A 13,772-nucleotide genomic window follows, 5' to 3' on the forward strand; every position below is an offset into this window, starting at 1 on the left:
CCAAACCATGTTAACGGATATCCAACGTTTACAAGCCATGGATCTCGATGTGTGGCAATTGCGACACCCAGAAATCTACGGCCGAGAGCAAGAAGTGATTCAATTGCCTGACCACTGCCAATTATTGTTGGTCTGCGATCACGTACTCACTGATCAAGACGCATGGCTATTTGGCAATATTCTCAAAAGTATCAAACTAAGCGCTGATCAAGCTCGTCAACTCCCCCATGCCGCCTTGGCTGCGTTGGGTGATCATCATCTTAGCTGGTGTTGGTATATTGACTCGCCCGAGATCATTGTCGATGGCGTCAAGAGCTTGTATTCACTTCCTTTAGCGCAGATGCACGATAACCCGATGGCTAAGCGCGATCTTTGGCGTCAGATTTGTCAGTATGAGTGATTACCAGATTACCCCACTCGATCATGACGATATTGAGAGGATCAGCGCTATCGAGCAGCGCGCCCACCTCTTTCCATGGTCTGCGTCACAATTGGCGGTTTCGCCTCGCCAGTTTGACTATCACTACGTGCTGCGCTTGGCCACTACGCCCTCAACCATCATCGGTTATTTTTATGCACGCTGTATCGCGGGTGAGGGCGAAGTGTTGAATATCGCTATCGATCCTGATTATCAGGGGCAAGGATGGGGATGGGTACTTTTAAACGGGATGATAGCGACACTACGTCGTGCTGGGGCGGACAGTATTTGGCTAGAAGTACGAGAGAGTAACATACCTGCCAAAGCACTTTATCAAAAGCATGGTTTCCGAGTGGTTCACCGCCGGCAACAGTATTACCGCTGTGCCGACGGTCACCGTGAAGATGCTTGGATAATGGAAAAGCGACTGACTTAGTCGCGACGCTCGTGACCACCGTGCGCGTGGTCACTATCAAGCCGAATGGGAGGGAGAATATATCCCTGGTACCCTTGGCAGCCCAACCGATGAAAATACTGATGCTGCTCTGACTGCTCGATTCCCGTGGCAATCACCTTTATTTCCCGAGACGCGGCAATATTCACCAACATACGAATAAACACATCGTCAACATCACTCGACGGCTGACCAAAACCAATATCGAGCTTCACGTAGTCAGGCTCGATATTTTTAATGTATTCGACGTTATCCATATCACGCCCAAAGTGGTCCACGCCGACCTCAAAGCCTTGATCACGAATGAGTTGAAACAACGCCTGGCAAGCTTCTAGGTCTTGATGCACTGCCCTTTCTGCCACCTCAAATGTCAATTTATTGGCCAAGTAGGTTTTCAACAAAAAGTTTTGCAGCCAATCATGGAAGGCCTGGCTTTTAACACTTTCTAACGTCAGGTTGACCGCTAACTTATCCGTAACAGGGTTGGCTTTTACGTATTCATCGACCCGAGCCAACACATGCCTATCAAACTCTTCACCCAGTGCGTACATCGAGATACGGTTCAACAATTGCCCCGCGGCCAGCCAACTCTCATCAACCCAAAGATGCGCATACACCTCTTGGTGCCAGTTATGTTGATTATCGCGATGGCGAACCGGCTGGGCATAAAGCGCGAGTGGATTTTTATTCAGCGCATCAAGTAATATCTGCCGCCATTGCTCTCGAGTACGACTGTCAGCTTGTTCATCAGAGGGCCAGAAATAGACGTCACCTTGGCGCTTAGCCTGTTGTAAGGCATTATCCGCTTTGGCCATCAGGCTGGCCGTATCATCCGTACGGGTTTGCGCCAAACCAAGATGAAACCCTTGGTTAACAGGCAAAGCAATATGCTCCAGCTCTTGGTTTATGGCGCGCAATAGTTGCCTCAAGTAGCGACGCACTATGCTCTCTTCATCAATCGTCAGCAGTATCGCGATCTCGTTATGACTTAGACGCGCCACTAATTGATGGCTTTGTGCCAGCTCCCCTTGTGTTAACGCTTCTCCCAGCAAGCGCCAACACTGATCACGATATTGGTAACCATAACGTGCGCGCAGTCGCGATAACCAAGAAACTTCGATGAGCACAAGCGTACAACCCACGCCGTCTTTTATGTAACTTTGTAACTGATGCTGGAAGTAGCCTCGGTTAGGTAATCTTGAGACAGGGTCAACCATCAATTTATCGCGCAAGCGTGCCAATTCTTCTTGCTGCGATTGCTGGACTTTGGCAACTTGCTGACCGGCAAGGTTAAACGCACTTTGTAAGGCCGCCAAATCATTAACACGCGTCCTAGCCCGCGCGGGATGAAAATCACCATGACCTAATGCTTTCAACCGTTTTCGTAGCTCACCCAGCGGTGCAGTCACGCTAAGGAACATGACCGACGCCCCTAAGCTTATCAGTACACTCACTGCCATTAACCCTAGGACCAGCTGTAAAAGCCGACTCCACAGGGTCTCAATGTTTCGCTGTGGCCCTATCGCTATGGTCAATTGCGCTAACTGAGTCCAACCATTAGTCACTGAGACTGAGCGGGTACGGGTTGTGAGCCCTGTCAGTTGGGTAAACCATCCCGGTGCGTCCAGGCTCGGTGAGTCAGACTCCCACACTTGACGGTCTCCCGAGAGCATAGGTTTGACAATAATCTTCTCCACCTGAGGCATCGTGATAAAGTGAGAAACCAGTTTATTGAGCCTTTGCGTATCACCCTGTTCAAGCACCACAGGTAACGCCTCTGCGAGTGACTGGCTTAATAAACGTGAGTGTTGCTGCTGCTCTCGCTCTATCTGTTCGACACCAAAATGAAAGACCACTGCCGTGGTCACCAAAAGGATGACCACGGCAGCGGTGATGACAAACGAGAGCACACGTTGATGGAGCGTCATTCCACGCCTCTTTTCATGTTTAGGTTATCTCGCTGAACTATTGCTCTTCTGACGAATATATAGTCCATCGTTTCTCTGTTACCCCATGTTCGCCTGACACAGACGCTATCACACGGCGATTTTGTTCATTCGCTCGGTCACTCTCGTCATCAATCAGCGGTTGGGTTTCCCCAAATCCCTGCGCATCTACGCGGTTTTTATCAATATAGAACTGTGTCACTAACACATTGGCAATGGCTTCCGCTCGGCGTTGAGACAGCTGCATATTGTAAGACGCATTGCCCACCTTGCTCGCATGACCCTCTATTGTCACGGTTGCTTGGGGATAGCGACGCATAAAGTCAGCAAGACGGCGAATATCTGCATACTGATCTTCGCGAACTTGGGCAGACGCAGTCGCAAACTGAACGTTGAGTTCAAACGACTCTTGCTCGATTCGCTGACTTGGGCAACCCTCATTGTTCACCTTGGCTTGTTCAACACTGTCACCACATTGATCGCGAGCGGCAATCACGCCGTCTTTATCGCTATCCGTTAGATCACGAGTTTGCGTCACAGTGTCTTCCATAGGTTCAACAGTTTGCGGGGCACAGCCACCAAGCAATAGTCCAGTGATTAAAACGATGCTTAGCTGTTTCATTGTTCACGCTCCTGGCCCGTCAAAGACTCTGTATCCCAACTTGCAGGCACATCGACCCGTAAGGAGGCTAAAAGCTGCCCTGTTGCGTTCAAAATACGATACTGCGCATAACGTTCGTCCGCTTCTTTGCTCAGGTACTCTCGGCGTGTTTCAAACAGCTCATTTTGCGAATCCAGCACATCCAACAATGTGCGCGCATTCAGACGAAACTCCTCTCGGTAAGCATTACGGGTGTCCGTTGCCGCTTCGACATGTTGACGCATAAAATCGCGTTGCTGTTCAAGATAGGTACGAGCATTCCAAGCCAATTTTGCGCCCTCAATGACATCACGATGCGCCATTTCATTGATTTCACGCGCCTCAATGGTTTGATAGGCCGTTTGTCGTTCACGCGCTCGGTCAGCGCCACCGTTGAACAAGTTGTAACGCATACGCACCATTGCCTGGACATTGTTGTTCTCTCCGCCAACATCTGGCGGGCCGGCACCGTCTTCTCCCCCCACATTATCGTTCCAGTTAGCGTCTACTTCTAAATTGAACTCAGGCAAGTAAGCCGCACGCGAGCCGTCACGAGCCGCATTCGCCGCCGCAATATCCGCTTGTGCCGAGCGTAGCCTTGGATGTGTCTCCAGTGCGCGCGCCAGCAACGCATCTAATGACGAAGGCAACATGGATTCATCTGGCCTCGGCAGGTGAAGATCTTCAGGGGCTACACCCACCATTTTAGTGAACGCACTGCGCGCGTCCGCTAAATTATTACGTGCAGACATTAAATTAGCGTTAGCTCGCGCTAAACGCCCTGTTACCTGCGATAAATCACTGGCTTTAGCAAATCCACCTTCGTTGCTCTCTTTGATGGCATCGTAAATCTCTTGGTGATTCTCCAAGTTTTTCTCCGCCAACGTCACCACTTCATCAGCCACAAGTACATCTAAATACACGCGTGCCACTTCCAACGCCTTGTCTTCAGCGGTCGCTATCAGTGCCCACTGTTCAGCAGTGGCTTCATTCTCGGTGCGAGAGACCTCGTTTTGTGTGCGAAAGCCATCAAAAAGTACCTGACGCAACGACACGCCCAGCTCACGGCGCGTCAAATCAACCTCATCGTCGGTGGTGGTATCTCGGCGAGTGGCTGGTGAGTCTGTGCGCTCCCAGCCCATACCCGCGGTTGCATCCAAGGTAGGGTAATACCCCGCTTGTGCTTGCTCGATAGCTTGCTCACTGGCTTTATATCGTGCAAACGCTTGGCGAATTTGCGGATGAGATTCCAAAGAGCGCGCCACCGCTTGCTCTAGGGTTTGCGACATCACAGCCGGCGAGCTTAAGCTCATTGCCAGGGTAAGCGTCGCGATACGCTTTTTATTGACCACATGCGAGAAATTCAGCACGTTGTTACTCCTACTAGTCTATTTCTCAGCGCTCACGTAGTGCGTTTTCTTTTGCTCGTAAGATAGGATTGAGTATGTACTCAAGCACGGTACGCTTCCCGGTTATAATATCCACCGACGTCAACATGCCGGGGATAATCGGCATAGGCGTACCATCTTCCCTGGTTAAGTGTGATGATTCCGTTCTTATCCGTACTAAATAAAAGCTATTGCCTTCTTCATCCTGCGTCGTATCCGCACTGATGTGCTCGACGGTGCCGTCCAGGCCGCCGTAACGAGTAAAGTCATAGGCGGTTACTTTCACCACCGCTGGCAGGCCAGGATGAAGAAAGGCGATATCTTTTGGCAAAATTTTCACTTCGACGAGCAGCTGATCTTCTGTTGGCACAATTTCAATCACATCTTCGCCCGGCTCAACGACCCCACCGAGGGTATTGATATGTATTGTTTTCACCGTGCCATCAACCGGAGAGGTGATAACCGCTTTATTCACCTTGTCTTGAGCGCCTACTTTCGCTTCTGTTAATCGTGATAAACGTGCCTCTGTTTCACTCAGTTTAGCCCGTGTTTCACTGATAAATTGCAAAGCCGCTTCTCGGCGTTTTAATATCGCTTCATCCAATGAGGCTTTTATCTTTGGCCGTGAAAGCTTTAAGTTGGTCAGCTCACCGTCCATATCATTGATCTGTCTTTCTAGTTTGAGAAGTTCCACTTCTGAGACAATCTTCTTTTCCACTAAAGGACGTGTGATATTGATCTCACGCTGCATAATTGACATCGAGTTGGTCAAGGTTTTTATTTTAGAGGCGACCTCTTCCAGCTCTTGTTTTTTTTGTACAATTTGACGAGCTTGGATTTCTAATTGGTTACTGAGACTCTCAAGACGACTGCGGTATTCCGATTTTTGTCGTGCAACCAAATTCGGTTTTCTGCTGGTTAATTCATTAGGAAACGTCATCGGCCGCATGGTGACATCGATTTGTTGTTGCCACGGCTTACTGGCCGGTTGTAGCGTGACACTATCAAGCTCATGATACATCCGCGTCACCGACGCGCGCAGGCTATCAACCTCTTGCTCTTGTTGAGCAAGGTCAGAGCGAAAGCGTGTGTCATCAATACGCGCTAAAGGCATCCCTTTTTCAACCAGTTGACCTTCATCCACATACATGGCTTGTAAGATGCCACCATCTAGGCTCTGAATAAGCTGAACATGAGACGGCGGAATAACCTTGCCATTGCCGCGCGTCACACGATCAAGCTCAGCAAAAGCGGCCCAAACAATAAAACTGACGATAAGGAGCAAAGCCACCCAAACGACGGCTCTGTACTTGAGCGGCGTGTCTGTCATCATGGCGCCATAAACGTCATCAACCATGTCGAGATCGGTGGGTTGACTCGTTTTTTTAACCATTTTGCCCATTACACACTTCCTTTATTGAGCTTGCTCAATACCTTATCGCGCGGGCCATCCATTACAATTCGACCTTTATCCATCACAATCACACGCTGCGCCATGTTAAGGAGGGCCATATTGTGTGTCACCATGACCAAGGTGCGCGACTTCGCAGCGACTTCCATCGCTTTAATAAACTGGTTTTCGGCATGTGCATCTAGGCTGGCCGTCGGCTCATCCATGACGAGCATGGGGGGCTCGTTAAGTAATGCTCGCGCCAAGGAAACCGCTTGCCGTTGGCCGCGAGACAGTCTTTCACCGCGCTCCCCGACTTGTTTGTCCAAGCCTTCATGATCTTGCGCAGTAAACAAACTCACGCCTGACAGCTGAACCGCACGCATCAGTTGGTGTTCGGTCACTTGGCGTGTTCCAAACATGATGTTTTCGCGAATGGTGCCGTGGAACAGCGTCACATCTTGGGCCAAATAGCCCACGTTGCGACGCAGGTCTGATGGATGTATCTGGCGACTATCCACGCCATCAAACCGTAAGCTACCTTGGTTAGGTTGAAAAAGCCCCGCTAACAGCTTCAGTAAGGTCGTTTTTCCTGAGCCATTCTTCCCCAAGATGGCAATCACCTCACCCGGTTGAATCCGAAAGTTAAGCGGATATAGGGCAGGCTTTTCTGTCTCTGGATAGTTAAAAGCCAGATTATCCGCACTGAGCTCGCCTTTTAAGCGCTTGCGACTGACCAAGTGTCCTTTGTCAGCAAATTCGTCCTCTTGCTCCATCATCGCATTTAGCTGCCGCAGTGACGTACTGGTTTGATTCCAACGATTGAGCAAGCTGGCCATTTGCGCCATCGGTGACACCGCCCGGCTGGAAAGCATCACTGCAGCGATGATCCCGCCCATGGAGATATCCCCGTCCGCCACCCGGTATACCCCCAGGATCACCACCGCGATTGCCATCATTTGGGTGATAAAGGTAGCAATGTAAGAGACATTATTGGTGATTTGTTTGACTTTAAAGTTCCAATTGGCTGTATGCGCGGTCATTTGTTGCCAACTACGCTGCACAATCCCTTCCGCACCACTGGCTTTAACGCCCTCTAGTGCCGAGAGGCTTTCGATCAAATGGCCATGGCGCTCGGACGCGTACTTGTTACTCTCTTCAATGGCCGCACGTAGTTTAGGCTGCACCGAGACGGTATACCCTAAGATCAATAAACCCGCCACGACAGGGACGATCGCAAGATCCCCAGCCACCAAATAGATAATGGCAACAAAAAAGACGGCAAACGGGAGGTCCACCAAGGTCGTGATGGTCGCTGACGTCAGCATATCGCGCACTGAGTCAAATTCACCCAATTGCTTTGCGGTTGCACCGACACTGCTTCCTCGATTGACAAGCGGTGTGCCCATCAGCCGCGCGAACAGGCGAGAGGAGACGATAATATCGACCTTCTTACCCGCCATATCAATCATATATGAACGAAGCTTGCGCATTAAAAAGTCAAAACAATATGCAAGCGTCGCGCCACTGGCTAACACCCACAAGGACTCAAACGCCAAATTGGGGACGATTTTGTCGTAGACGTTCATCACGAACAACGGCGAGACCAGCGCGAATAGGTTCACTAGCACAGAGGCTAATAACGCATCGCGATAGATAGGTGCTGCGTCTTTGACCGTTTGCCAAAACCAGTGGATTTTATTGTCGTGAAGGTGCAAGTCGACCGATTGATCGCCGCGATATTGCCGCTTAATCAAAAAGCAGTAACCCACATACATCGACTCGAGCGCCTCGAGCCGCATGGTTTGTTCGCCACCATTTTCTGGTAACTGAATCAACGCGGTACCCGCTTCATTATCGATCTCTCGTAATACACAGGCTTTTTGATCGGCGAGCAAGAGCACACAGGGTAAGAGCAGTGGCCCTAAATTATCCAAATTACGGCGTGACAAACGCGCAGCAAGACCCGCTCGGCCCGCCGCTTGCGGAAACATATCTGGAGTGAGTAACGCATTGGTCATCGGCAAGCCCGCGACTAACGCATCGCCCGAGCAGGGTGTGCCATAGTGTTCGGTAAGCAATACCAAGCAATCCAGCAAGGGATCGTCGGTAGGCTGCTCACCCGCGGCTATCTTCCATTGCACGGATTGATTATTACTTGATTGGTCAGTCACTTACGTCTCTCTTTTGACCGAAAAATAACAGGCAGCGACATGATAGCCGCTGCCTGATGGCGATTACCAGTCCGCCGTATCTACTTTGATTTCGAGGTCTTGGCTGTCTCCTACTGAAAGTTCAGCATGATCATCACCTTGCGTCAATCGTAGCTCTCCTTCTTGACCACCAATCAAGGTGTTGATCACGACTTCTTGTTGACCACCGTTGGTGACGACGCTCAGGCTTTCAATATCAATATGTTGATCCATTTGGCTATCGCCGTCGGCATCAATACCGATAGTTAACGTGCCCTCAGCCTCACCACTGTCTGTGGTTTGCCATGAAATAGATACCTGGCCATCTTTAATGAGCTGGGTTAAATCATCGACAAACGCGAGGGTATCTTGTGAATCACCTTGGTTGTCAAAATCAATGATCACATCGGTTTCTAACTCATCTCCGTCGGCAGAAGATGGCATATCCTCGAGAGACCACTGGAATTTATCGCTACCGGTACCACCGATTAATGTGTCTTCACCTCGCCCACCAATGAGGGTGTCATCACCGCCTTGGCCGTAGAGGATATCATTACCCTCTCCGCCTTCGAGAGTATCGTCGCCACCTCGGGTATCCCCATCGACATTAAATAACGCGTGGTTATCTTTAATGTACTGATACAGCTCGATGTCAGAAGGCGCTGCGCCATTTTTCATTTCAAGGAATGTAGTCAACGCCTCCACGCCCGATCCATCTGGTAGCGACTCAGGCCGTGTCAGACCATTTTCACCCCAAGGTAGGTTGTCAGTGTTAATGACATCGCCAAAGAGTATATCGTCACCGGCATTACCGATTACCTCATCATCACCGACCGGAAGCATATTGATCTCTTTAGCGCCTTCATCGAGTGCTGCACTCAGATCATTGGCAGTATAAACAACCTCAACCTCACCCACATTAACTGTATGAGAGTGATAGTATTCATCATAAACAGTGTCTGTACCTGATATATCGGTATTATCAAAATACTTTAGCACATCAGCGTTTATACCATCACCGATGCCGATGGCTCTCACCGTCGACTGTTGCGCTAATTGCTGATAGGCCTGAATGGAGTCCACGAGCTCAGCGCGATCCATTTCCCATCCAGTCTGCATACCACTACTGGTTGAGAAAGTAGGCTTGCCATCGGTTAAGAAGAAAGACAGATTTTCACTGTTAGCATTCGAATGACTGTTAAACCAATCAGATGCTTTGTTAAAGGCAGCTTCGTAGTTGGTCCCTCCGCCAGCATGCAATTGGTCGATCACATTATCGATACGCTGCTCAAACTGGTGCTCACTCAATCCCGTGAAATCATCAACATCAATTTTTATATCTGCGTATCTATTGAAGTCCACCAACGACAAGTTAATCTCACCAGGATGATCGGCGATATTCGCCAGCATTGATTTCAGCGACGCTTTGAGTACATCGAGCTTAGACTGATGACTCCAATCCTCAAGGCGGTCTCCCATGCTGCCTGATGTATCAACAATTAATGCGATATTGTAGTTTGTTGGTGCGGTCGAGTTATCTTCCACCCCTCCAATATCACTAAGAATAACATCATCACCTGAGCCTCCTTCAATTGTGTTATCACCATTAGGATCACTCGGTGGCAGCACGGTTGTGCCTGGTTGCGCCGTTGTATATTCAGGCAAGTCGACAGGGTTACCGTTTTCATCAACTTCTGTCGCACCAACAGTCACGGATAAATCAGGCGCACTTCCTTCAGGCAACTCAAGCGTGACGGAGAAACCAGCATCCGAGCCTGGGTTTGGCTGCAATGCATCAATCGGCACTTGCCAATCACCTGAATCAAGCTGCTCGCCATCTGGTACGCTGCCTCCTTCCGGCAGCCCCGATATAATCACTGATGTGATTTGTTCAGAGCCGTCGTTATCGTTCAACGTCACATCAACATCTAGCTGCACAATATCCGCAACTTTGGTCAGCTCACCATCGTCAACGACATACTTACCATCCGCAAAATAGACAGTGTCGATACTGTATAGATCATGATTAGCATTTTGCGTGTGGTCATCTTGGTAAACTAAGCGAACCGCATCGTTAAAACCGTTAAAAGTCTCTACTTGATAATCTTCACGGTTTCCTTGGAGGTAGACAGTGTCATCACCACTTCCTCCATAATAAGCCGTTGAGGCAGCACTCGCATTTCGTGATACAAAGACATCATCACCATCATTTCCACGCAACGCATATGAACCATCGCCATTACCACCAACAATAAGATCATTCCCATTGCCCGTATTTACATCAACAGCACCTGAGCTACTATCACCAACGCTAACTATTTGATCATATTGGTCAGATGACCCACCATCATGCTGTTCTGCGTAATCGATAAGCTCATTTGCCGAGTGGTTATCGCCTGAATACGACAACGAAGCAGAGACCGACAAACCGTTCGAGATCGGCAGTACAGAAATTGGAATCTCTTCCGTAACGCTCGCCGTGTCACCATTGCCACTCTCGGTGCTAGTTGCCGTCACTTGCAGGTTGATCTCGCCTTCATGCGGTTCAGACACAGAGATGGAAAGATTAGACAAATCCCAATCTTTGATAGAGACAGAGCCATTTTCGACAATCACTTCCTGATTACCGTCGGACAATGTCGATCCTTCAGGAATATTACCTAACGTGAGGCTCAGCGTCTCAGAGTTATCTTGATCTACCAAGCTAGCATTGATTGGTGGTAACTTAATCGGTTGGCCAGCGTGCCCTTCACCCGGTTCATTAATAATGTAATAGCCGCCGGTGCCATCGCCTTCGTAATCTTTGACACTTAAGCCACCGTCTTCTAGCGCATCGACATTGGGCACAAGATCAAAGTTGCTGGTATTTAAATCAACGGCAGCGCCATCGTCTACGGCGACTTCAATGTCGAACCCACCCGGACCATTTTGGTTATGGGTGTAAACGTCTAACGAATAATAGCCACTTTCTGATGGCGTAAATTCGCCGCTGAATTGCCCCCTTCCACTTGCACCACCTGGAGAGGTACCGTGACTGCCAAATCGACCCTCCGCAACCACTTCGCCACCAATGACGATTGCAGCACTGTCATCCGCATACCCGCCAAAGCTGTAGCTTTTACCTGCCTCTAGATAGATTAATCCTGAAGTCACCATGGCCTGGCTCGCATCGAGCCCCGAACTGGAGTCGACAGAAGCGCCGTTGGTCGTTGACTCAGAGTCTGGATCTCCAGCGCCATTCACGGCATTGATCAGCGTCTCGGCATCAACACCTTGACCTGCACCATTTGGACTACCCACATCAACCGAATTCCAAATTGATGCGTTAAGAGATGTGGAAACAAAGTCCAACTCGAGCGTACCCAGTGAGAGCTCAGGGGCATCAGCCACAGGCGTCACACTGATATCGAGCGTTGCCTCCGTGGTGTCGCCGTATTCATCTTGAACGACGTAGGTGATATCCGGTACGTCACCACTCCAATGCTCTGCTGGTGTAAAGGTATAATCTCCATTCTCGCCAATGGTAATTTCACCGACATCAGCGATCGCGACTGACTCACCCGCGGCGTGGGTTTCAGTTTGACCAGTAATGGTGAAGGAGGTGACGGTGAGCGAATCCCCATCGCTATCTGTTGCATTACCGTCTTGTAAAAGGTTACCCGTTAACACGCTATCTTCATCAGTCGACACAGGTATGTCGTCTGAATCAGGTGTCGCGTTTATTCTTGCACTATCACTGCCTGGTTCTGATGTATTGCCGTACTGATCTTCCAGCTCTGCGGTCACGGTGAAGGTTTCACCTTCCGCTGGCGCATCGAACGAGGTCGATACGCTGCCGTTGTCGATGTCGCCCTCGACCAACACTATCTCTTTGATGGTGGTGCCATCGCTGACACGGATGGTGTCACCGGCCACGGCTCCGGCTGGCAAGCCGACTTCAACGTCGACCTGGCCATCGAGCTCGTCACTGCTGATCACGCCATCATTGTTGGCGTCTTCGGTGATGGTGACCGTCGGCGCAGTGTTGTCGTCACCCGCCTGGGTGTCAATCACGGCGCTATCACTGCCTGGTTCTGATGTATTGCCGAACTGGTCTTCCAGCTCTGCGGTCACGGTGAGGGTTTCACCTTCCGCTGGCGCATCGAACGAGGTCGATACGCTGCCGTTGTCGATGTCGCCCTCGACCAACACTATCTCGTTGGTGATGGTGCCATCGCTGACACGGATGGTGTCACCGGCCACCGCACCGGCTGGCAACTCGACGTTAACGTCGACCTGGCCATCGAGCTCGGCACTGCTAATCACGCCATCATCATCGGCATCTTCGACAATATCGACAGTCGGCGTGAAGAGTTCATCGATATTCTTGTCATCGCCATCTATATTGATCGATTCAAAATCACGCAGCTCAACACGATCTCCGGTGTCACTGTTTTCAACAATGACGTAACCATTACTATCTTTGCTGAACGATAGGTTGTCGACACTCGCATTAAATACCGCCTTGTCATTCCCTGCGCCACCGTCAATGACGAGTTGATCGTTAGCATCATCAGTAATGATATTAACCGTATCATTGTCTCCGCCGGTCAGTACGTAATCATCACCTGTTTCGGTATTGGCATTGGCCCAGTTGCCGTGCCAGTAATGAACCGCCTCCGACAGTTCGCTTTGATTTCCTGCATCATCACTTTGTACCGCCTCTAAACGAACATTTTCGTTAATGCCAATACTGGCAATACTTTCTAGATCAACAGTCCACGAACCGTCTGCCTGTACTGTTGCCTGAGCGAGTGGTGTCCCAGTCTCACCTTCGAAATAAATCGAAATCGTCTCACCAGGCTCACCCGTTCCGTGCATAGTGACGTCACTGTAATCACTACCAGCTGAGTCATCGGTGATATTGGTGATGACTGGGGGATTGGGGACGGTGGTATCAACCGTGTGCGTGGAGGTCGCGGTGCTGTCTACCGTATTGCCCGCGTCATCCGACGAGCTCACGACAACCTCGAACTCGGTGTCCGCTGCCAGGTCGCTGCCGGCCACGTCCACGCTCCACTGGCCATTTTCATCCACGGTGGTGGTGTACTCGGTGCCGTTGATGGTCATGGTGACCGGATCGTTTGCGGCGATGTCGCCGCCGCTCGCGCTGCCGGTGACAGTGATGGTCTCACCCGCTTCTTGCGCGTTGATCACGTCATCATTGGTGATGTCGTTCACGCTGACCGTGCCGGCATCCGCGTATGTATCCAGCGTCGCGGTGTCATCCACGCTGCCCTGGTTTCCGGCTTCATCGGTCACCGTCATGGTCACCGTCAGCTCGCCATCGGCCAGGCTGCTCACG

At 50.3% G+C, this 13,772-nt stretch carries 8 protein-coding genes; 2 read left to right on the top strand and 6 right to left on the bottom strand.

The genetic code is table 11. The features are described 5' to 3' along the window. Positions 1-7: 7 nt before the first annotated feature. Together BZG25_RS12875 and rimI are read left to right on the top strand one after the other, a co-directional pair. Entirely contained in the window at positions 8-400 is a 393-nt protein-coding gene (locus tag BZG25_RS12875; RefSeq protein WP_046075130.1) for a DNA polymerase III subunit psi, read from the top strand. Continuing rightward, on the top strand, positions 393-854 hold the full coding sequence (gene rimI, locus BZG25_RS12880) for a ribosomal protein S18-alanine N-acetyltransferase (protein WP_077639206.1): 462 nt from the start codon (positions 393-395) through the stop codon (positions 852-854). Before BZG25_RS12875 ends, rimI begins: the two co-directional genes overlap by 8 nt. Here rimI and BZG25_RS12885 read toward each other — a convergent pair. The 6 genes from BZG25_RS12885 to BZG25_RS12910 form a co-directional block, all read right to left on the bottom strand. Next, entirely contained in the window at positions 851-2,800 is a 1,950-nt protein-coding gene (locus BZG25_RS12885) for an EAL domain-containing protein (RefSeq protein WP_077639207.1), read from the bottom strand. The genes rimI and BZG25_RS12885 overlap by 4 nt on opposite strands. 37 nt (positions 2,801-2,837) lie before the next feature. Further along, positions 2,838-3,440 (bottom strand): OmpA family protein, encoded by a 603-nt coding sequence (locus tag BZG25_RS12890; RefSeq protein WP_046075127.1) that lies wholly within the window; start codon positions 3,438-3,440, stop codon positions 2,838-2,840. Next, the gene (locus BZG25_RS12895) at positions 3,437-4,828 is read right to left on the bottom strand and encodes a TolC family outer membrane protein (RefSeq protein WP_235606063.1); all 1,392 of its coding nucleotides are present in this window, start codon (positions 4,826-4,828) and stop codon (positions 3,437-3,439) included. The genes BZG25_RS12890 and BZG25_RS12895 overlap by 4 nt, the downstream gene beginning before the upstream one ends. A 25-nt stretch (positions 4,829-4,853) precedes the next feature. Beyond that, complete coding sequence (locus tag BZG25_RS12900) at positions 4,854-6,248, bottom strand: HlyD family type I secretion periplasmic adaptor subunit (protein WP_231637435.1); 1,395 nt, start codon at positions 6,246-6,248, stop codon at positions 4,854-4,856. Further along, positions 6,248-8,410 (bottom strand): type I secretion system permease/ATPase, encoded by a 2,163-nt coding sequence (locus tag BZG25_RS12905; protein ID WP_077639208.1) that lies wholly within the window; start codon positions 8,408-8,410, stop codon positions 6,248-6,250. The genes BZG25_RS12900 and BZG25_RS12905 overlap by 1 nt, the downstream gene beginning before the upstream one ends. A 63-nt stretch (positions 8,411-8,473) precedes the next feature. Beyond that, the coding region (locus BZG25_RS12910; RefSeq protein WP_131826116.1) for an Ig-like domain-containing protein at positions 8,474-13,772 on the bottom strand (5,299 nt) is incomplete at its 5' end.

Origin of the sequence: Salinivibrio sp. ML198 (genome assembly GCF_001996015.1) — a bacterium.
GTDB lineage: Bacteria > Pseudomonadota > Gammaproteobacteria > Enterobacterales > Vibrionaceae > Salinivibrio > Salinivibrio siamensis.